The sequence below is a fragment of the Lacticaseibacillus porcinae genome (assembly GCF_003946305.1).
In the GTDB taxonomy this organism is placed as follows: domain Bacteria; phylum Bacillota; class Bacilli; order Lactobacillales; family Lactobacillaceae; genus Lacticaseibacillus; species Lacticaseibacillus porcinae.
Genome location: NZ_RHNS01000004.1, coordinates 45,412 through 67,296 on the forward strand (window position 1 = coordinate 45,412; position 21,885 = coordinate 67,296).

Here is a 21,885-nt window from a genome sequence, read left to right on the forward strand (position 1 = left end):
GTAACTCCTTAATACGTGACCAAAGTTGGTTGATGATCTTGATATACCGCCAGTTGTTCAATGTGGTGGCGGTGTAGCAACGCTTTGGCTTGCGCAAATTCCATTTCAAACGCATCTGGCACATGGGCATCAGACCCTAAGGTGAACAACTTCCCGCCAAGTGCTTGATACCACGGGATCACCAAATCATATAATGCCACATCATGCCACAAATACATCGACTTGGTGTTGAGCTCTAATGCCATGTGTTTGGCAATGATCTCACTAAAAATCCCTTGGATCATCGGCCGCGCCCATGCCGCAAGCTCTGCTGGCGTCACATCGACCACCCGCAGTCCATATTCAAAGTGCGCTAACACATCAGCCCCATCAAAGCGGCGGACGCCTGCTAACATCCGCGCATAATAATCTTGGACCAAGGTTTTTTTGTCGATCGTTTTAAAATGATCATCTTGAAAATCGTATTCGCCGTTATGATGAAAGCTCAGCAATACCAAATCATAGCGATTGGCATCTAAATATGCGTAAATGTCATTGAGTTTAGGTTCATAGTACCCGACTTCGATCCCACGCAGAAATTGGTTAGGATATTTTTGATGTAAGGCCTCAAGTTTTTGGACATAAGCGCGATAATCTGGTTTGTTATCGTGGTGTTCGTCATCAGGATTGAACATTTCCAAATGTTCTGTGGTGACAAAAGGATGATCAGTTTGCGCTAAATAAGCTTCAAACTGGGCATCAGAGTCAAACGAGAAGTAAGTGTGAACATGTTGATCGTAATACGGCATCCGCGGCACCTCCGATTGTGATACCCTTAGTTTAACTTACAAGGAGGCGTTATCACATGAAAATTTCAGTTCCTTTAGAAAAAGGCTTCTTACCTGATCGCTTTGGTAAACATGCCGAGCCTGCTGACACGCATGCAGGCTACCCTAAGCGGAGTTTTCCGATCACCATCGCTGACGCGCCAGCAGATACCCAAAGCTTTGCGGTGTGGCTGATCGATTACGACGCCGTACCAGTGTCAGGTTTTCCTTGGATCCACTGGAATGTGGCTAATATTCCTAGCGACACCACCGAAATTCCTGAAGACGTCGAACGTACCCGCGCCCTTTCGATGACGCGCGGTCGTAACGCCAATGCCGGACATTTTGTAAATGCCACTGACCCTGAGATTTATGAAGGATATGTCGGCCCGCAACCACCGAATGGCGATCACGCTTATACATTGACGGTATTTGCGTTGGACACGGAACTTGATTTACAACCAGGTTTTTGGTTGAATGAAGCACGCCACGCCATGAGCGGGCACATTTTAGCGGAAACTAGTTTAGATTTATGGTCGCGTGTATAAGACGTGATAACGGTTACATTTTGTGATATAATGAACACATCAAAGATAACGAGGTGGGCATTATGGCACGAAAAGTGATTCTTTATTTGGCACAGAGCCTTGATGGCTTCATCGCTGAACCAGACGGCAGTACCGCTTGGCTTGGCGCGTTAGGTTCTAGTGCTGCAGATGACGCGTACCAACGCTTCTACGCTGGCATCGATTGCGTCTTAATGGGCCGCAAAACCTACCAACGGGCGCTGCGTCTAGCTGGGAGCTACCCTTATAGTGATAAAGAAAGTTATGTGTTCTCCACAAATTTACATGATACAGACGATCCAACCACAGTCGTTGCCGGTAATGTCCCTGCCTTTGTTCGCAAACTCAAAGAACAAAAAGGCAAAGATATTTGGTTAGTCGGCGGGGCAGATATTTTCACTGAGTTGCTGGAAGCGAACTTAGTTGATGAATTGATCATCACGGTGGCGCCTGTCCTGCTCGGCGATGGGATCTCACTGGTGGCTAGCGGCATTCAAAACGTCAACTTGCATTTGTCCAAAGTTGAGAAACTCGATCAACTCACTGCTTTGCATTACGATGTTTGCGGGTCCAAAGCATGACCCAATTGATCCCATACATCGCTTATCCAAGCGCAAAAAAGGCGTTGGCTTATTACCAACGCGTTTTTCATGCTGAGGTGATCACACGTTTAAGCCCCACGCCACAACAAGCGGGGATGTTTGGGTTGGCGGCAGATGCAGACTTAAGTGAATTGACCATGCACGCAGAGTTTACGGTTTTAGGGACGAAGCTGATGTGCAGCGACGCCTTTGGCCATGACGCCAAGCCTGCTTCGCAGATCAGTTTAATGTTGATGATCGATCCTGCTGATGCAGAACTCGGTGATGCTTTTTATCAACAGCTCGTTGATTCTGGTGAAGTGACTGTCGATATGCCTTATGCCTTGCAGTTTTGGGGCGACAAAATGGGGCAAGTCACTGATAAATTCGGCGTCGTATGGCGTTTGCAACAAGCACCAGCATAACTTAAAAAGCTTCAGGCCGCGGCCTGAAGCTTTTTTTAGTCTTCGTCGGGATACTCGCGCTCAGCCAACACCTTGTAATCGATCGGGTATTGTTCCAGCAAGTTATACAAATCGACGTCGATATCAGACATGTCTGTTGCCACCACCGTTAAGATCAAGTATGGCGGTTCATTTGCCGTTGCCGGTTCGGTAACACTGATGAGGCCCTGCACCACCTCTGCATCATTTGGATACCATTTTTGAACCGCCTTGATCATTGCTTCAAGTGACATGGTGGCAGTCGGATAGACTTTGAGGATCATCCAAGATTTCATATTGTGCCTCCTGATACTGGATTTTTTTCTCGCTGACAAGTTTCTAATCCCAATAAACTTTTTTCTGATGACGACAAGTTATGACAACAGACAATGCAATAATGAAAGTAAATTAAGGAGGTCGCTATCATGTCAAACTTCGACGATTACCAGTCGCTTAAAGCGCATTACCCCCAAGTCGCTGATGCCACCGATTGCCAATGGGCACTGCTGGCTAAGATGCAAGCTACCGAATGGCCTTTGCCGACAACTTTCCCCACAGATTCACAATTCAGTCTCGCCGCGTTATTTCTCCCTGATGAACGAGAAGCAGTCCTCAACGAGCCAACCCCTGCAGTCACCAAGTCCTTAGCTGACTTTAGTGAATGGCTGCGTGAAGTGCCACTTGAGTACGGCTGGTACGAAGATTCGCCAATGACTGACGAAGAATACGCCAGTGAGGAAAATCAAGTTGATTGGCAAGAATTTGCCCAGGCGCTTCACACAACCGCACAAACGTTATGCGATGAGATCTTCGGTCCAGGATTGCCGGCAATGGCCGCTTCAGACAATTTCGAGATCCCCACTGAAGAAGAGTGGCCGTTGTTGTCCGTACTAGCAGTCTTGAAGACCAATCATCAGCCTTACTGGTTCATGCCAGATGACGTTTTAGCCCCACAACGCAGCGGGGTATTGCATGTTGCAGGCCTGGCTTTACCTTATGACTTACCCGATTGGCAAGCAGGATTACCAACTGTGAAACTGGATTACATCGACTACCACATCGATTAATGCAAAACACAATTTAACTGAGCAATGCGGCCACAACTCAAAAACACAACCTCGTTTTCGAAATCGAAGGCGAGATCGTGTTTTTTTGATGTTACCACTTAGCGATCGTGTCAGCGACTGCCTCATTTAATTGACGACCGTAAGCAACAAATTCGTCATGAGACAAATGCGCACCATAATGTGGGAAGTCCATCAATACGGCATGAGGAAAGGCAGCTTGCAATTGCGGTTTAAATTCTTGAACTTTTTTCCCAAGCAAAACCATGATGAACTGATCAGAAACACCCAGTACTTCGTTGAGTTCATGTTGCAGTCCTTCAATATTTTCAGTGACTAATTCAGGATTTGCCTTCAAAAACGGCGCTAATTGATTGCCGTCTTTAGTAGCGATCCCACTGGCTAGCCACTGACGATGTTCATCAGGGCTAAACTTGAATAAGTCAGTCATATAAGCACCACACAACAGCGACTGTTGCCCATTGTGGGTCACAAATTCAGGATACATGGCGCGATGCGCATCGCCACCGCCATATTGATTGCCTAACATACGGCCTTGTTTGGCATGCGCTAAGCGTTCAGCTACTGTGTAAGTTTCCGCTTGCGCATGATCAATGATCGTCAAACTTTTGCGTACGCCGAAGTTCAATCCCAAAGCGACGACCCCTTTTTGTAAATATGGGGCCAGCTTCGTTTGATATTCTTCAGCACTGGATGCCTGCAAGGCCTCAGGCGCCATGGCATTGCCATGAAAACCTGGTTGCCAATAAGCAAAACTTGCGATATGTGGATAGGTGTCGCATACCCGTTGGTAACTGGCATAGTCAAGTTGATTGAATTGTCGAAAAGTTTCTGGACTCATAATTGTTCTCCTCCTAAATGAAGCCGCTTAAAGGTCACTTTTGATCATTGTCGCCAACTGATGATCTTCAGTTAAGGCAAATTGAACGGTATAAGGAAAGGTATTGCGTGTCATCATATTGTCGATCACTGGTGCCAGTTCATCAGGCACACTCCAAAACAGCGGGCCTGCATCACTATCCGTCACGATTCCCGGATACCGAGTCCCAGTGTCGCCATCAATAAAGTAATCAGCATCAAAAACGCGAAACATGGTATCAACTTGCTCCGGACCAATTTCACGATTATTGTCGCGAGAGATTTGATGCGATGCGCCAAAGCGATCGTAATCAACGCATACATCCTCAACGGCATAAGTGGTGTTTGGCAGCAAGGTATGCAAATCAGGTAACGGGCGATAAATCACTTGAAAGTGGCGGCGCACAGAATCATAAGCAGCCGGAATTTCTTGGTAAGGTAATAAATCGGCATTTGCCGCTGGATGGCGTAGCAAGGCTTGAAACAACAATTGCATGGCTTGGGCATCATCGCGTTCACAAACGATCGAAAGGGCAGCCTCTTGGTCATCAATCAACGCGCCACCGAATTCAAAATCATTGTAATTGTAGTTTGTTAAATAGCGACGTTGTTTGTCATCATAAGTTTGTAGCCAAGCACGATATAAAGTCATATTTTTTCCTCCCTCATTCACATCATCGCAACAAGGTTATTATGTGCTTGACCGATGACACATTATGGCAATTTCAAACTGATTTACTGCCATACAATGCCGCCACTTTTAGCGCTGATTTTCTTAAATCATTCGCCATTTGTTGCGGGTACGTCACTTTAACGTCATCGCCTTGACTGCGAAGCCACAACAAGGCACCTTTTTCATAAGCGAACGCTTCAATACGCGCAATATTACCAGTTTGTTTGGTCACTTTCGCCGTCGGAAAACGATCGCGGATCATATCCAGTGGCAAGCTGGTATCAAAAGTAAACCATACTTTGTCCCCCATGGCTAACGTTGCCGCAGTTTCGCGATGGTCGCGAATCGAAAAAGTTTCTTGAAGTGGCGCATGGCCATCAGCTTGATAATCAATACTGGTCATTCGATCGATGCGAAACATCGTCAAATGGCCATGCAACTGCATCACCACGTAAAAATAGTTGGTTTCAAAATATAACGTTTGTGGCTGTCCAATATAGTCTTTTGGTTCTGTTGCCGAGCTTTTGCGATAATGGAAGGTCACTTCACGTTGATCAGTGATCGCCGCGATCAGCATTTCCAATTGTTGCAAGTTGTTTTGCGTTTGGGTGATCGGGACATAACTGCCTAATGCCGGCTTTAATTGTTGATACCACTGCTTGCGCATGCTGACAGGTAGGCTTTCGGCGACTTGCGCTAGGAGTTGATCCAAATCACCACGGTCAAAAAATCGCGACGCTAACAAAATTTCAGCAATGATCCGCGCCTTTTGATCGACGGCAGCTTGTGCAGATGCTTGCAACAAATAGCCAGTTGGCACATGCACAACTTGATAGGCACTTTCGTTGGCAAGGAGTGTTTGTCGGATAATGGCGATATCACGGGCAAAAGCGCGATCGTTTTTACCAGATTTTCCAGACAACGTGGCTTCTAACGTTGCCCACCAGTCATGGGTGACGATCTTCCCTGATAACAACTCAGAATAAACTGCTAATACTCGGCGAGCGCTTTTGTTGTCCAATTGTGTCACTGACATCACGCTTTCTTTGACATCACAGCATTCATTAACGTTGTTGGGGTGATTTGCTTCAAATCTTCAACTTCTGGGTGTTCCCCTAACCACAAACGTTGTTGATTGCCAACTGTTTCAGCACAAGTCCGCGCCCAACGACCATTACCTTGTTGCGACGACGGTAAGTTCGCATAGGTTTGCGCCACCATTTGTTTCAGCAACTCATGATCGTACTGCCAATCAGGCGATAAGATATTGTCAACGATAGTCGCCACTTCGTCAGCTGTATAAGCCGCAAAGTTCAAGGTGATCGGGATCCGTGATTGCAAACCTTCATTCGCATTTAGAAATTGTGCCATCGGTTTTGTATACCCAGCAAAAATCGCAATAAATTCAGTCCGGCGGTTTTCCAAAGTCGTTACCAAGGTTTGGATCGCTTCATTGCCAAAGTCTCTTGGATCATCAGCATGCCACAATTGGTAAGCCTCATCTAAGAAAAATACCCCACCCATTGCATTCTCAAGGGCTTGTGAGGTTTTCGATTCGGTTTCACCAATATATCGACCGACTAAATCAGGACGCGACACTTCTGATACGGTTTGTTTAGGCAAAATATCAAGTTGATAAAACAGCTTGGCGATCAAACGTGCCACTGTCGTCTTCCCAGTACCTGGAGGCCCAGCAAAAATCATATGATAAGCGGGACGTTTGGCTTCACCTAATTGACCAGCCAAACGTTTATCAACGGCGACGCGATCAACTAATTGATGAACATAAGTTTTCACTTCTGCCAACCCCACCATGTGATCCAATTCTTGCAAGGTTGCTTTCACACCTGCTGCCTTATCTGCTTCACCGGTCGTCATTAATGCGGTGAGTTCCTCCATGCGGATCTCAGTCGGATTTTCTGCATCGACGTGTTGACTGAGCCAAACTTTATGCTGTTTGATCAACTCATCAACAAAATTTCTCGCCCAACGGCCATTGCCTTGATCTGCTTTGGCCAAATTCCGATATTGATCCGCAGCGACTTTGGCTAATGTTGCTTCGTCAAATTGCCAATCACGTTTCATTGAGGCGACAACAATGGCACCGACTTCTTCTGGGGTATAAGCTTCAAAGTCTAAGGTGATCGGAATTCGTGAAGCTAAACCTGGATTTGCTTGTAGAAACTCCGTCATCTTATCCGTATAGCCAGCGAAAATCGCGACAAAATGGTCTCGTTCGTTATCTAAGACTGGCAACATGGTTTCAATTGCTTGGTGACCGAAATCATTCTCATACCCAGCACTTAATTGATAGGCTTCGTCAACAAATAAAACGCCGCCTAACGCTTGTTTCAATACTTTAGTGGTGTTTGCTTCAGTATGACCAATATATGAACCTACCAACTCTGAACGGTTCGTTTCTAAAACCGTGGCTTTAGGTAAAATTCCTAAATTATAAAACAACTTTGCAATGATCCGCGCAACGGTTGTTTTACCAGTACCTGGAGGCCCAGCGAAAACCATATGATACGTCGGATGGCTGGTGGCAATATCACCTGCCAAACGCTTTTCAGCATTGATTTGATCGATCAAATCACGAACGTACTTTTTCACACTGGTTAAACCGATCATATGATCTAGCTCAGCGAGGAGTTTTTCAACATTTTCAGCTTTAGATTTCACATCCCCGCCTGCCAACGTATTGAGATCGTCAGGGATGATCAAGTTAATTTCTTCGGCGCCAGTGCTGATGACTCGCGTTGCCGCAATTTTTTCAAGTTCTTCATTGAAATTGCGGACCCAGCGACCATTGCTGTGTTCTGTGCTTTGTTCATATGCACGATTGACTGTCGACCGATATGCTTCTTCGTCAACTTCAAAATCATGATCATGAAGGATCGCCAATCCCATATCAGCAATTTGATCAGAGGTGTAATCAGCAAAATCCAAGGTATTGGGGATACGAGACCGCAGCCCAGGATTCATGTCCAAGAAATCTTGCATTTGTTTGGTATAGCCGGCAAAAATAATCATCATGGAATCTCGATGATCTTCCATATATTTCAAAATGGTATCGACAGCTTCTTGACCAGTATCTTGATTATCGTCTTTATAAAGGGTGTAGGCTTCATCAATAAACAACACCCCGCCGTCAGCAGATTCCAATATTTTCAAGGTTTGTTTGGCGGTTTTGCCGATATACTCTGAGACCAGATCTTGACGGGCGACTTCAACATACTTGTCACTAGGCAAAACGCCTTCTTCAAACATGATCTTCCCAACTAATCGCGCCACTGTCGTTTTGCCAGTACCTGGATTACCGAGGTAAACCGAATGCAAGGCTTGGCCTAACGGGGCTAGGCCTTTGGCGCGACGCTTTTGATCATATTGTTGAAACTTGATCATGGCCGACACTTGTTCTTTGACTTTATCTAATCCGGTGAGTGCTTGTAATTGTGCTAAAGCAGAAAGCGAGTCAGATGTTTCAGCTTCCTCAGCGTCTGTTGTTGCTTGTGCAACATCCCCTGACGCTTCAGACTGTTCCGCTGATTGTTCGCCTGCTTCTCCAGCAGTGGCTGCTTCTTCAGTTTCTGATTGTTGATACTGAACGGCATTAGGGACGTCAACTGTTGATTGCTGATCCATATCAACGCTTAATTCTTGATCAGTGACGCCACTTAATGATTGCACCTGTAATAAACCGTGGTGGACAATAATATCACAGATATCCTCTGGTAACTTCACTAAATCTAGCGTCTGGATCTTCAGTTGACTGCCTGAATAAATCACAAAAGGCCAATTCCACAGTGGCTGATCAAGATACAACGTGTCAGCAGTCCCAACACTTTGATCTTCCAAATGAATCCGTAACGTTAATTGGCTTTGCTTGATTGTCACCTGCGTGTGATCATCGCCGCGAAAGCCCATGACGATACAAGCTTCAAACGTAACTGTGCAATGATCACACGTAATGCTGAGCTGCTGATCCTCATCTTTACCATGAATATTACTCCGCAGTTCACAACTGATGAATGACACTGTTGACCGTTTTAACCAGACAGCAGGATATTGTGCGTCATCTGCCATCACGGTCACACAGTTTTCAACAGTCACTGTGACTTGTTTGAGAATCGCAAGCCCAACCGTATCCGCCGGTGCGATCAAAGTGAATTGTGACAACTGACTATTCACTTCAACATCGATGCGACCACGAATCGTGACTTGATCTGCGCCAGCACCGATCAACCGTTGGGCTTTTAGCGTTTTGGCTTTAGGTAATTCATACTCCCCAGCTTCAACCTGAATGGTATCAGCGCTAGTCGCTTGGTCTAAGGCTTCAGATAAGGCGTACTTACCAAAGCCTGCGCCAACAATATATGTTTGTCCCATTAGGCGCCTTCTTTCTCATGTTCTTCAACGGCATTGGCAATGGTTACTGTAGACTGGGTATCTTTGGTGTAAGTGATGCGATGGTCAGGTGAACAATTACTTGAGGTGAATTCACACAACCCGTGTTCGACTTTCAGGCGTAAGGTAGCTTGGGCGATTCGGACATCATCTAGTTTCAGTTGACTGCCAGAGGTCACTTTGAAATTAACGTATTGAAAATTGTCAAAAATAATCGCATTACCGTTCATGAGCGATTGGTCTTTCAACGAAAGGTACTGACTCACACGACTACGGCTCACTTTGACTTGCGCTTGTTGTTTGATCGCGATGCCGACGATCTCGCAATTTTTCAAATCGGCGACCGCCTTTTTGTTGACCAACAAGAAATTGCCACCAATTCCTTGCGCTCGCGCTTTCACCGTGCATTGACTAAACTGCCCCAACGCTTGATCACTTAAGAAAACGGCGACTTTTTCTTTGTTCCCCATAAACACACAGTTTTCGGCAATGACTTTAGCGCCGTGTTCAATACTTAAGCTGCAACCATCAACATCCAAAGTCAGATTCTTTAACGTGACAGTCGTTCCAGATCTTTTAAGGAACACTTCTGACTGTAAAATTGTTTCTTGTGGCGAGCTGCCAGTGCCAACGATGGTCAACCCACTACCATCAATTTTTTCGATCCCACCATAATGACCTGGATCAAGTAATAACTGATCCCCGGTCGTTGCGAGCACGAGTGCTTCGTTAAGTGATTTTTTAAACAACCCAGTGCCAATATGATAAGTAGCTGTCATCGTCATCACCTACTTTGCTTTCGTTTTCAAAACCAGGTAACCAATGGCGCCGATCACCAAGCTCATCGACCACTCGATCATAAAGGCCACAAATCTTGCCACCAACAACATGGCGGTAACTGCAATATTTCCCAAACCTGAAGTCAATTGATGGGTTGTGCCAAATAATACATAAGTCAACTTTGATGATCCCAGATTCAACTGATCAGACAATTCATCTAAGATCACCGATACAAATGGCCACAAGATCAAATTAAATAGCGCTAAAAATGAAGAATTAAGTCCGATACTCAATTGTCCAGTGCTGACCACATAACCTAAAATTGAAACGACGATTGCTTTGGTCCAAAAGGTTAGCGGTTTTTGCTTAAGCATATCCATTAACACCGCATTTGAATTGGCATTTGGCAAAGGTTGCTGATCGTCTTGGGCCCCTACAATGAACTCTGTTGGTTGGCTAGTGGTTTGGGCATCAGTGGTCACCGCCTCAGCTTGATTCGTTTCTGGTGTCACCGGCGACGATGAGGTCTCTGAATGTGCGCCAAAGCTTGGTGACGCCTCAGCTTCAGGCTTTGATCCCGCTGGTTGTGTTTCAGAATTTTGTGCGGTTGGTGCTGGTGTCACTGGCGTTGCTTTTTTTTGCACCCCAAAATGTGGTTTTTCTGACATCACATGATCCTCCCTTATCATTAAAGCAATTGATTCAACCGATAGTGATACATCAGCTTGATGGCGCGGCGTTGTTCACCTAGTCGATGCGCAACTGCTGTGAAGCTATCCATCGCCCAATGACCGCCTCTGACCCACGAAGGTGACCATTTACGCATCAATCTTAACGTTTCAAGATCTTCTGCTTTTTCGGCTTCGGTATAAGTCATTTCACCGATCGCTTCCAGTGACACTAACCCCATCACCCCATGTTCATGCGTCATCGTCGACCCATGATCGCCAGAATGTTCTTTAAAGCGCCGCGTGGGATTATTGGTGATCCCGACATACAACATGCCATCTTCTAGACGCAACACATAGCGGTAATACTGCTGCTTGCGCGTGGTATCAAAATCCAATGCAGATTCATTGGCCATTCCGATTTGTGATTTACCGTCTGAATCTTTCAAGATAGTTTTTAAATAGAAAGGATACTTGCCAGCATTCGTCCCAGGTACCATCTTCAAATCACGATTCGTCAATAGTTCTGGTTGTTTGCGGGCATCTGATTTCAACGCTTGGGCTAATCGCTGACGTTCCGCAGCCAACTGAATGACTAATTGTTGACAACGACGCGCGCTATAAACCATATCAACGCCACCAGTTTTGGACCCATTAGTCGTGATGTGCAACACGAAAGGCCCACGTTCATTGTTTGCCTCAGGGTGTTCATTCAAATAACCCAGAAACCAAAATTCAGGAACGAAATAATGGAGATCTTGCAAGCTTGCCTCACGTGACGCCAGACGTCCTGCTTTGATCGCACGACGTTGTTGCCAACGACGCCATAAATAATAGGCAACAATAGCGGCAATCAAATATGGGTATTTGGAAATGATCGGACCTTGATACTGCCAAGGGCGATGCCAAAACCATTTAACTGCAAAATAGCCAACCAAAGCCCAAGGGATGAACGGATGATTCAAAAAGGTACTTGCTAACAGCCACAACAAATACAAGCCGACGATCACGATGCCTGACTTGATCAACAATTCGGTCATCATACGTTTTGCCTCCAAATATCTAGGATTTTGAGGCCATTGTATCGAATCGAAATGACACAATATGTCGTTACAAACAAAAAAAGCATTCAACATTCGTAAAATGTTTGCGTGCTTTTTGGTCTGTCATTGTCGACTTACGATTTCTCAGCTGTCGTTGCGCCTTCATGATTGCTTTGGGGGTTGTTCGCATGAAAAAAGTTGCCGTTGCCGACAACTTGACGTTATTGATAGCGATCGAGTGCTGCTTGATGTTTTTGTTTGATCAATGCCACTAATGACGGTGGCTCTAGGACTTTCACCCCTGGGCCTTGACCCATCAACCAAATTGCTGCCCCTGATAAATAAGCATAGGCTTGGATCACAACGGTACCGTCAGGATTGTGGCGAATAATCTTGGATTGAGGAAATTTGTCTAACGCAGTTGGGGGATATTCACTATATTCAAAAGTAAACGACCCAAATTCACCAAAGCTCAACAGATAAGTCCGGTGGCGATGATCTTGCAACGAAAAGCGTTGGGCACAGTCAAAATTTACCCCAGGTTCGCGACCTAATATGCTTTGGATCCGATCGACCCGATACAACCAAAAGTCTTCTGCTTCAGGCACATACATCGCCGCATACCAATAATGTTCTTCAAAAAACACTGCGACCGGTTGCGCTTGTTTGATGGTTTTAAGCAGATCACGTTGAGGCACCTGAACCACGTGATCAGTCGCCGGACTAACTGTTGACGCACGGTAATCAAAGGTCAACAACTGTGATTGGGCGATAGCGGCTTCAATTTGTTGCAATGATGACAACAAAGGTTTGGCTTCAGTCATCGGTAAATAATCTACTCGTGCCAAATGTAACTGTTTTTGCGCCGCTTCAAAGTCTTCGACACCAAGTTGCGCCAGCAACCAATTGACACAATCATTCAACTCCACAGACGCTAAGCCGCGACTGCCTAGCAAAATATGGGCAATCGCCACCACCATGTCTCGGCGATCGCCACTCATCGTCGTCAGCTTCCAAACCCCGTTTTGTTCTTTGATTTCAAAACGTTCACCAAGGGCATCTTTGATCACCATCAAATCACGTTGAAAAGTCCGTTTGCTAATGTCGTATTCGATACATACTGATTCGGTGTCAAGGGCTTCGCCATTGACCAATGCCGCCATCAGTTTGGTCACGCGTGCGTTACTGTTCATGAACCTCACCCCCTTTTGATAGTAATTTTAATCAATGCCTAAACAAAAAGCCAGACCACAATTGATCTGACTTTTCATCGGTAAGGATCACCCAACATTTAAAATGTACATAAACCCGATAAACACGAAGAACAACCCATACATGATCGGACTGACTTCCTTACCGCGCTTAGCGGCGATCATGGTCAACGGATACATGATGAAGCCTAACGCGATCCCATCAGAGATACTGTAAGTCAGTGGCATCCCTAACACGATCAAGAAACTTGGAATGGCGATGGCCAAGTCGTCCCACTTGATATTACGCAAGTTGGCAGCCATCAATACCCCGACAATGATTAAAGCAGGTGCCGTCACTTGAGTGGTGACCACTGCCAACAATGGGGAGAAGAACAACCCAAGCAAGAAGAACACACCAGTCGTCACGGCAGTTAACCCTGAACGGCCGCCAACTGCGATCCCAGCACTAGATTCAACGAAAGCACCGACTGGAGAAGTCCCCAATAACGACCCAGCAAGCATCGCCGTAGAATCTGATGCTAATGCTTTGCCGACTCGCGGCATTTTGTTGTCTTTCATGAAGCCTGCTTGCGTGGCCAAACCGACTAAAGTGCCGGCAGTATCAAAGAAAGTCACTAACAAGAAGGTTAAGACAACCACCCACATTTGCACGGAGTTGATATCGCCGATATGTTTTAAGGCCACTAAGAACGTTGGCTTCAAAGACGGTGCTGCAGACACAATAGCACTAGGCGCATGGATCAACCCAGTGATCAACCCTAAGATCGTGGTCAACACCATCCCAATGAAAATGCCACCAGGGACGCGGCGTACCATTAAAATCGCAGTCACTACTAAACCAAAAATCGTCAACCACGTGGTCCCCACAGAAAATGAACCTAAGCCGACTAACGTAGATTTGTTAGCGACGATCAACCCGCCATCTTGCAACCCAAGAAAGGCGATGAACAACCCGATCCCACCGGAAATCGCATATTTCAAATCTGACGGGATCGCATCGATGATCATTTCCCGCAATTTGAAAATGGTGATCACAATAAAGATCAAACTGGCAACAAACACACCTGCTAAAGCAGTTTGCCAAGGAATTTTCATCCCGATACAAACGGAATAAGCGAAGAAAGCGTTGATGCCTAACGCAGGTGCCGTGGCGATCGGATACTTGGCTAAGATCCCCATCAACATGCACCCTAATGCTGAGGCTAAGGCAGTCGCGGTAAACACTGCCCCTTTATCCATCCCAGAAGCCCCCAGTACGGATGGATTAACGAATAAAATATAGGCCATGGAAATAAACGTGGTGAACCCTGCCAATAATTCGCGGCGAACGGTCGTGTTTAATTCCTCAATTTGGAAATAGGCCAGTAACTTCTTTTGCATGAACTATGCCTCCAGATTCTCAGCGCTCATAACCCCGAACGCTGGCAGAAAAAAACGAACTTTGTTTCTGAAACAACGGCTATAATCATACATTAATTAACAAAAATGGTAAAGGGTAAATCTATCACCATTAAAATCCGAACATTATTGTTGGAAAAACCTAACGGCTTGTTTTCAGAAATATAAAGGCAGAAAAAAAGCGTCAGTCTTACAGACCAACGCTTTACGCTTGTACCCCACGAGCAGATTTGGCGACTAAGGCGATCCCGCAAGCCCCAAGCACCAACATCAATGCCGCCATCCCGCTATTGCCTAATAGCGGTGAAACACTCACGGTAACGCCGGAAAGCGTTGAAGCCAAAGGACTGACAGCAGCCCAACCACCTGAATACGCCCCAATTTTTTGCTCGTCCATCAAAGCTGCCCGCAAAGTTTGCGAAGACGGTACTGAGATCATTTCCCCGATGGTTAAAATCACCGCGGCAATTGCTAATGGCCAAAAGGTATTCACTTCAAAACTCATCGCAAAGCCGATCGTTTGTAGCCCTACCCCAACAGCAAAAGCGACCCCTAAAGCCCATTTCGAGGTTAACCGGGTGAACAGTGCCATTAAAATAATGATCATCACCGTGTTAATAATCGTGACCATCGACAACATTCGCTGGCCATATAGCGCGATCCCAAACAAATGCGTCGCGTTGAAATCACGCCCTAAATGCACTGCTAAATAGAAATTCGGTTGGTTAGTGACGATACTTGCCAGCAACGACCCACCTAAAAACAACACATAACGTTTATCCGCAAACACTTGCCCATAAACTTTAACTGCCTGCCACACAGAACCTGACACAGCTTTTTGACTTTGGAAGGTTTCACGCATCCCAAAGCGAATGATGTTGATATTGATCACCGCAATGATAGCCATTGCTAACAGCAATTCAAACAAATAATCGCGGAAGAACCACCCGCCGATCGCAGCGCCTAACATCACTGAAATATTGATCACCCAATACAACATCGCATACACAAAGCGCCGGTTTTGTGGGGTCGACGCATCGATCATCATCGCTTGTTCTGCTGGGTCGGATAACGACCCACCAACTCGTGCCAACAAAAACCCGACAAAAGCTAACACTGGGTTGGTCATCAAAGGGGAATTCACTAACGCGGCGATCAAATACCCGACGATCAACAAGACACTACCCGCTAACATGATCGGCTTGCGACCGTGGGCATCTGATAAATGCCCACCATATAGTCCTGCAATGAAGCTGGCGATCGACACCACGATCAACAAGATCCCAGCTGCTGCCGCTCCGAAATAATGGGAATAGTAAATCGTCATATTCGGTAGCACCGCTGCGTTTAACAATGCGGTCAAAAACACCGTCAGCGTCCGCAGTTTCAAGTTCCGATCCAGTGCCATGAATTCTCGCAAGTGACCCAACCTCCAAAAAAATACTTATCGCCAAGTATAACGCAATCTTTGATTGGGCGCTCAAGGGATTCAAGGCAGTGGGCTAGCGTAGTGGAGGAACTGAAATCATCGAACGTGGCAGAAATATTAGCTAAGACTGCGGGTTTCTGGCTTAGCTTATATTTCAGGCAAATTCAAAGACGCGGGTTTCGGCTTTGAATTTAGACGAAAGAGCATCGGCGCATTTTGCCGATCTCTGCAGTCGGCCGGCCACGAGAGATGATTTCAGTTCCGCAACGGAGCTAGCTCACTGTCGCCTGATAGCGGCACGAAACACTATTGATGCCGAACGTCATCATCAAAAAAGGTTGAGACGAATGATGTCTCAACCCTTGTTTTGATTAATAGCCGTTGCCGTATGTCGATCCATTGGAATCGCCGCCGGCAGTCGTGACAGTAGTGCCATCATCGTTATAGGTACTAGTCGATGCGGCGGTGCCGCTGTCTGAATACAGCGTGTAAACTGGGTTGTTGCCATCATCCCAGTTAAAGCCGTTGGCGGTGTTATAAGCATTTTGCTTAGTGTTGTAGTTATTCAAAGTTTCTTTTTGCAAGCCTAGAGACGTGCGGATATTGTCAGAAACTTTCTGCAATTCTGCAGTGGTTGGAACTTGATAAGAAGACTCGTTGATGTAAACCCCTAAACCTTCAACTGTGGTTTGGGAAACATTTTTGATGCAGGCCGCGTATTTTTCACCGATGGCGACCATGTCATCGAACTTCAAGCTGGTACGCATAGAATTCGACAAACTGTCCATCAACGTGGAATAATTACTTAAGGACTTCGCAGACAACGCAGTCTTCACAATTTGAGTGATCACTTCGCGTTGCCGCTGTTGCCGACCATAATCGCCTTGCGGATCAGAATGCCGCATCCGCGCGTAGGCCAAGGCTTGCGCGCCGTTTAAATGCATTGGGCCTTTGGTGAAGGTATAATTACCGACATAAGCATCGCGCCAAGTAAACGCGACGTTGACGTCAATGCCCCCCACGGCATCGACGATTTTTTCAAGGCCAGCCATGTTGACGGTGACGTAGTAGTTGATCGGAATGTTCAACAACTTCTCCACTGTCTTCATCGCGGCTTCATTCCCATTAGCATTGTAGGCAGCGTTGATTTTTTGGGCTTGCGCGCCATTGCCATCAACGATTTCTGCTAAGGTGTCACGAGGAATCGACGTCATAGTCGTTTTCTTGGTTTTCGGATTGATCGTCACCACGATCATCGTATCCGTATTACCAGTATATTGGCGCCCAAATTCACCGGTGTCCGTCCCCATCAGCAAAATGCTGATCGGTTTGGTTCCGGAAATATTAGACTTCACCGCTGCTTTTGTGGAAACAGGATCGTATGTTTTATCTACTGCAGTTTTAGTTTGGCTATAAAGGCGAACTGCGTACCCAGCGACTAATACCACTAAGGTCAACAAGATCATCACAATATAGTGGCCGATGCTGCGGCGAGAACTCTTATGCTTGCGAGTACGCCGAGGGGTTTCTTCTTCCATATGCTAACTCCTATTTTTTACACTCATCTCACAATAGTTTACTCGCAAAGCGTAACGAACGCACGCGATTTGCATAAAATCATACGTGTTATAATAATGTTAATAAAAAGTTGAGAAACGGAAGTGATTTTGATGTCTATGTTACCGAATCGTAATAATGTTGACCCAGAATTGACTTGGGATCTGACCACCATTTTCAAAAATGATGGTGATTGGCAAAAAGCCTACCAACAAGCCGCTGACGCCGGAACGCAAGCAGCTGCTTGGCAAGGACAGTTGGGAAATTCTGCTAATGATTTAGCAGCAGGCTTAGCGGCGATCCTCAATGCCTATCGTCAAATTGAAAAAGTATACGTTTACGCCAGCCTTAAAAGCGATCAAGATACTGCCAATGCCAAATACCTTGGCTTCAGTGCCCAAGCGCAAAGCTTGTGGACTCAAATTTCATCACAAACCGCATTCATGCAACCAGAGATCCTCGCCATCGCCCCTGATACCTTAGCCGCATGGTTGCAGACCCCTGAGTTGAAGCTTTACCAACACTTCATCGAAAACTTAGTCGCTGAACGAGAACACGTGCTATCTGCTGACCAAGAAGCGTTGATTGCCGCAGCCGGCGATGCGTTGAATGCCTCAAGTGCGACTTTTAATGTGTTGAACAACGCTGACTTGAAATTCGGTGAGATCCTCGACGAACAAGGTAACGCCGTTCAATTGTCTCACGGCACTTATGGTGAGTTGATCAAAAGCACCAAACGCTCTGTCCGCCAAGCGGCTTTTGAATCACTATATGCCACTTACAACAAGTTCCAACACACCTTTGCCCAAACCCTTGCCGGTGAAATCAAAAAGCATACTTTTGATGCGAAGGTCCATCATTATGCCAGTGCGCGGGCGGCGGCGATGGCGGAAAACCAAATTCCCGAAACCGTTTATGATACCTTAGTTGATACCGTCAATGCGCATTTACCAAGTTTGCAACGCTACTTGGCCTTCCGTCAACAACGTTTAGGCCTTGATGAGTTGCACATGTACGACTTATACACGCCACTTAATGGGAAGCCACCAGTCAGCTACACGATCGATCAAGCCAAAGCGGTTGCCCTTGAGGCTTTGGCGCCATTAGGTGAAGACTATCTTTCACATGTTCGTGATATTTTTGATCATCGTATGATCGACGTGGTGGAAAATCAAAACAAACGTTCCGGTGCCTATTCTGGTGGGAGTTACGATACCGATCCCTTTATTTTGTTGAATTGGCAAGATTCCATCGATGCACTGTTCACCTTGGTCCATGAAACTGGCCATTCCGTGCATTCTTGGTATACGCGTCACAACCAGCCTTATGTTTACGGGGAGTATTCAATTTTTGTCGCGGAGATCGCATCAACTACTAACGAGAATTTACTGACAGATTATCTCTTGCGTACTCAAAAAGATCCTGCCGTTCAAGCTTACGTGTTGAACTACTACCTCGATGGCTTCAAAGGAACAGTGTATCGCCAAACCCAATTTGCGGAATTTGAACATTGGCTGCATCAACAAGATCAATCCGCCCAACCGCTGACTGCAGATGCGTTAAGTCAACAATACGCCAAACTCAACGCCCATTATTATCAAGGTGTGGTGCAAGATCCTCAAATTGCTTTGGAATGGACGCGGATCCCGCATTTTTACTACAATTATTATGTTTATCAATATGCCACTGGCTTCGCTGCCGCCTCGACGCTCGCTTCAGGAATCACAGTGCAAAAGCCTGATGCAGTGACACATTACTTGAATTATTTGAAATCTGGTAGTAGCCAAACGCCTCTAGACACCATGAAAGCTGCTGGTGTCGACATGACCAAACCAGATTACTTGGAATCAGCCTTTGCCGTATTTGATCAACGTTTAGCCCAATTAACAGCTTTACTGGATCAGAAAGGATAACCAAATGCAAAAAATCGGTTTTGTTGGCACTGGGGTGATGGGCACTGGCATCATTACCAACTTGTTAAAAGCGGGTTTTCCTGTCACTGTGTTCAATCGCACCAAAGCGCATGCGCAAACCGTTCTAGACTTAGGTGCGACTTGGGCGGACACCCCTCAAGCCGTCGCCACACTAACTGATGTCGTATTCTCCATGGTCGGCTTTCCCCAAGATGTTGAAGCAATTTATTTCGATGCAGACGGTTTGTTCGCTGGGGCACACACTGGACTGTCCCTTGTTGATATGACCACAAGCACCCCGAGTTTAGCGGTGAAGATCAATGCTACTGCTGAAAAGCTTGGCGTTCACACCCTTGACGCCCCAGTATCAGGCGGTGATATCGGGGCTAAAAACGGGACCTTGACGGTGATGATCGGCGGTGATCACGACACGTTTGACGCGTTGCGACCAATTTTTGAGACCTTCAGCCAATCCCTGAATTATTTCGGGACTGCAGGCATGGGCCAACATGCTAAAATGGCCAACCAAATCATGATCGCCGGTACGATGACTGGATTGACGGAAATGCTCGTCTACGCCAAAGCCGCAGGATTGGATCTGCAACAAGTGATCAATACTGTTGGTGGCGGCGCTGGTGCTAACTGGAGCATGAGCAACTACGGTCCTAGGATCTTAGCTGGTGACTATACTCCAGGATTTTTCATTAAGCATTTTGTCAAAGACTTACGCATCGCCTTAGCAGAAGCGGATCACATGGGGATCGACTTACCGGCGACGAAGCAAGCTAAACAACTTTATCAAGCGTTAGTCGATGCCGGTTCAGGAGATCTCGGCACTCAAGGGTTGATCACCAGCTATCCAAGTTGGTCATAACCACGACAAAAGCCATCGCATTTTGCGATGGCTTTTTTGCTTAGTCTAAACGCCAGCGATGAATGCCTAGCGCGATAAAATAAAAGGTAAATTCAATGGCCGCAATGAAAAATGTCACTGGCCAGTTGGTGTAATAACCTAATGCCAACCCAGCCCACACCCCGATCAATGCCGCTGCGACTGAGATCAGCAACATTTGGGGAAGGGTTTTGCCTAAGTATTTGGCGATACTTGGTGGCAACGTCAACAAAATGAACACCAATAAGCTGCCGACGATTTGCGCCCCGATGGATACTGACACCGCTAAGATCAACAAAAAGTAAATCGAGATCAAATTCCGGCGGACACCTTGTGCGATCGCCCCAGTGGCATCAAAAGAATCATAAGCCAAACGGCGATAACCAACACTCATAGTGATCAACACCGCCAACGCTAACGCCAACAGTTGCCACACATCTCCGCGAGAGATCCCAATGATACTCCCAAATAAAATCGTCGTGGCATAACTGGCAGACGCGCTAGATAACGACAAAAACAAGATCCCTAAGCCGACAAATAAACTGGAAACGGCTGAAATCGACGCTTCTCGCCGCGATTGTTGCACAGACAACTTCCCGACAGTGATCGAGGAAATGATCGTGAACAATAGCATCCCATCTAACGGCCGAATCCCCATAAACACCGCAAACGCAGCGCCAGCAAAGCCGACTTCTGATAAGGTATGCGCCAAAAAGCTCATTCCGCGTGCAGTGACAAAAACGCCGACCAAACCACAGGTGATGGCAATAAAGGTACTTGCTAACCAAGCATTTTGCATAAAGGCGTAGGTAAACATTATTCCACCTCCTGTGCTGGTTGCAATTCTTTCGGCATCGCTGCTTCATTCATTTCACGCGTCGCTCGCATTTCATAATGACCTGGCGTCAATAACAAGTACTGATCTGTGTATTCTTTAGCCAAGGCCAAATCATGTGTCACAAACAATACCGTCAAATTCAACGTTTGATTAAGTTCTTGGACTAACGTCATTAATTCAACTTTAGTGTTGACGTCAAGGCTAGCAGTGGCTTCATCCAAAATCAAAAAGTTCGGCTCCGTCAACAACGCCTGAGCCAGATAAGCTTTTTGCTTTTCACCACCAGAAGCCCGTCCCAACAATTGATCTTGACGCGCAGTTAAGTGAGTTTTCGCTAATGCCGCGGCCACTTGCTGACGCTCTTTTTTAGTGTGCCAAGGAAATGGATGGCTTAATTGATTGAGTTGGACAAAACTTTTGATCGATAACGGGTATTCTGGATCAATATTGCGAAATTGTGGGACGTAACCTAACTTCATGTCAGACATAAAGTTGATCGACCCGCTTTGTGGATGCAGTTGTCCCATCAACAAGCGGATCAACGTGGTTTTACCAACGCCGTTTGCGCCGATCAAGCTGGTCATTGAGCCTTGTTTTAAACTGAAGGTCAAATCTTGATAAAGTTGGCGGTCATGAAAGCCGAAGCTTAGGTGATCTACCGACAGCAAGTCAGTCATCTGGATCTCCTTAAAAAGAAAATAGTAACGATTACGAATAACAAGTTTACACGAAAA

The 21,885-nt window shown here is 46.1% G+C and carries 20 protein-coding genes and 1 pseudogene; 6 read left to right on the forward strand and 15 right to left on the reverse strand.

Annotation, left to right across the window (positions count from 1 at the left end):
• Window positions 1-8 precede the first annotated feature (8 nt).
• On the reverse strand, window positions 9-788 hold the full coding sequence (locus EKM92_RS05245; RefSeq protein ID WP_125708617.1) for a PHP domain-containing protein: 780 nt from the start codon (window positions 786-788) through the stop codon (window positions 9-11).
• Between the two features lie 56 nt (window positions 789-844).
• Between EKM92_RS05245 and EKM92_RS05250 the strand changes: the two genes are divergently transcribed.
• The 3 genes from EKM92_RS05250 (at window position 845) to EKM92_RS05260 (ending at window position 2,378) form a co-directional block, all read left to right on the forward strand.
• Window positions 845-1,354 carry a YbhB/YbcL family Raf kinase inhibitor-like protein gene (locus EKM92_RS05250; protein ID WP_125708619.1) on the forward strand — a complete coding sequence of 170 codons (510 nt, stop codon included), beginning with the start codon at window positions 845-847 and terminating at the stop codon, window positions 1,352-1,354.
• A gap of 62 nt (window positions 1,355-1,416) precedes the next feature.
• Complete coding sequence (locus tag EKM92_RS05255; RefSeq protein ID WP_125708621.1) at window positions 1,417-1,953, forward strand: dihydrofolate reductase family protein; 537 nt, start codon at window positions 1,417-1,419, stop codon at window positions 1,951-1,953.
• Window positions 1,950-2,378, forward strand: a complete 429-nt coding sequence (locus tag EKM92_RS05260; protein ID WP_125708623.1) for a VOC family protein — start codon at window positions 1,950-1,952, stop codon at window positions 2,376-2,378. Before EKM92_RS05255 ends, EKM92_RS05260 begins: the two co-directional genes overlap by 4 nt.
• Window positions 2,379-2,413: 35 nt before the next feature.
• Here EKM92_RS05260 and EKM92_RS05265 read toward each other — a convergent pair whose 3' ends face one another.
• Window positions 2,414-2,692: a hypothetical protein gene (locus tag EKM92_RS05265; RefSeq protein WP_125708625.1), complete on the reverse strand. Its 279-nt coding sequence runs from the start codon at window positions 2,690-2,692 to the stop codon at window positions 2,414-2,416.
• Between the two features lie 129 nt (window positions 2,693-2,821).
• Between EKM92_RS05265 and EKM92_RS05270 the strand changes: the two genes are divergently transcribed.
• Entirely contained in the window at window positions 2,822-3,463 is a 642-nt protein-coding gene (locus EKM92_RS05270; protein WP_125708627.1) for a hypothetical protein, read from the forward strand.
• A 91-nt stretch (window positions 3,464-3,554) separates the two neighbouring features.
• Here the strand turns inward: EKM92_RS05270 and EKM92_RS05275 are convergent, their stop codons facing one another.
• The 11 genes and pseudogenes from EKM92_RS05275 to EKM92_RS05325 form a co-directional block, all read right to left on the reverse strand.
• Window positions 3,555-4,322 (reverse strand): hypothetical protein, encoded by a 768-nt coding sequence (locus EKM92_RS05275; RefSeq protein ID WP_125708629.1) that lies wholly within the window; start codon window positions 4,320-4,322, stop codon window positions 3,555-3,557.
• 27 nt (window positions 4,323-4,349) lie between these two features.
• Complete coding sequence (locus EKM92_RS05280) at window positions 4,350-4,991, reverse strand: hypothetical protein (RefSeq protein ID WP_125708630.1); 642 nt, start codon at window positions 4,989-4,991, stop codon at window positions 4,350-4,352.
• A gap of 73 nt (window positions 4,992-5,064) precedes the next feature.
• Window positions 5,065-6,048 (reverse strand): helix-turn-helix transcriptional regulator, encoded by a 984-nt coding sequence (locus EKM92_RS05285; protein WP_125708632.1) that lies wholly within the window; start codon window positions 6,046-6,048, stop codon window positions 5,065-5,067.
• Window positions 6,048-9,401 (reverse strand): AAA family ATPase, encoded by a 3,354-nt coding sequence (locus EKM92_RS05290; RefSeq protein ID WP_125708634.1) that lies wholly within the window; start codon window positions 9,399-9,401, stop codon window positions 6,048-6,050. Before EKM92_RS05290 ends, EKM92_RS05285 begins: the two co-directional genes overlap by 1 nt.
• A complete protein-coding gene (locus EKM92_RS05295) occupies window positions 9,401-10,198 on the reverse strand; it encodes a right-handed parallel beta-helix repeat-containing protein (RefSeq protein ID WP_125708636.1) in 798 nt (265 codons plus the stop codon). Before EKM92_RS05295 ends, EKM92_RS05290 begins: the two co-directional genes overlap by 1 nt.
• Window positions 10,199-10,207: 9 nt before the next feature.
• Window positions 10,208-10,867, reverse strand: a complete 660-nt coding sequence (locus tag EKM92_RS05300) for a hypothetical protein (protein WP_125708638.1) — start codon at window positions 10,865-10,867, stop codon at window positions 10,208-10,210.
• A gap of 20 nt (window positions 10,868-10,887) precedes the next feature.
• Window positions 10,888-11,910: a GIY-YIG nuclease family protein gene (locus tag EKM92_RS05305; protein ID WP_164509905.1), complete on the reverse strand. Its 1,023-nt coding sequence runs from the start codon at window positions 11,908-11,910 to the stop codon at window positions 10,888-10,890.
• A 221-nt stretch (window positions 11,911-12,131) separates the two neighbouring features.
• Complete coding sequence (locus tag EKM92_RS05310) at window positions 12,132-13,103, reverse strand: helix-turn-helix transcriptional regulator (RefSeq protein ID WP_125708642.1); 972 nt, start codon at window positions 13,101-13,103, stop codon at window positions 12,132-12,134.
• 87 nt (window positions 13,104-13,190) lie between these two features.
• Window positions 13,191-14,504 carry an NCS2 family permease gene (locus EKM92_RS05315; RefSeq protein ID WP_125708644.1) on the reverse strand — a complete coding sequence of 438 codons (1,314 nt, stop codon included), beginning with the start codon at window positions 14,502-14,504 and terminating at the stop codon, window positions 13,191-13,193.
• Between the two features lie 223 nt (window positions 14,505-14,727).
• A complete protein-coding gene (locus EKM92_RS05320; RefSeq protein WP_125708646.1) occupies window positions 14,728-15,942 on the reverse strand; it encodes an MFS transporter in 1,215 nt (404 codons plus the stop codon).
• 473 nt (window positions 15,943-16,415) lie between these two features.
• Window positions 16,416-17,489, reverse strand: a pseudogene (locus EKM92_RS05325) (LCP family protein); the annotation flags it as partial.
• 132 nt (window positions 17,490-17,621) lie between these two features.
• Between EKM92_RS05325 and pepF the strand changes: the two are divergent.
• Together pepF and EKM92_RS05335 are read left to right on the forward strand one after the other, a co-directional pair.
• Entirely contained in the window at window positions 17,622-19,421 is a 1,800-nt protein-coding gene (gene pepF / locus EKM92_RS05330) for an oligoendopeptidase F (RefSeq protein WP_125708650.1), read from the forward strand.
• Window positions 19,422-19,425: 4 nt separating this feature from the next.
• Complete coding sequence (locus EKM92_RS05335) at window positions 19,426-20,295, forward strand: NAD(P)-dependent oxidoreductase (protein WP_125708652.1); 870 nt, start codon at window positions 19,426-19,428, stop codon at window positions 20,293-20,295.
• A gap of 40 nt (window positions 20,296-20,335) precedes the next feature.
• On the opposite strand, the gene EKM92_RS05340 is transcribed toward EKM92_RS05335, so the two are convergent.
• Both EKM92_RS05340 and EKM92_RS05345 read right to left on the reverse strand, forming a co-directional pair.
• Window positions 20,336-21,130 carry a metal ABC transporter permease gene (locus EKM92_RS05340; RefSeq protein WP_125708654.1) on the reverse strand — a complete coding sequence of 265 codons (795 nt, stop codon included), beginning with the start codon at window positions 21,128-21,130 and terminating at the stop codon, window positions 20,336-20,338.
• A complete protein-coding gene (locus EKM92_RS05345) occupies window positions 21,130-21,828 on the reverse strand; it encodes a metal ABC transporter ATP-binding protein (protein WP_125708656.1) in 699 nt (232 codons plus the stop codon). Before EKM92_RS05345 ends, EKM92_RS05340 begins: the two co-directional genes overlap by 1 nt.
• Window positions 21,829-21,885: the final 57 nt, after the last annotated feature.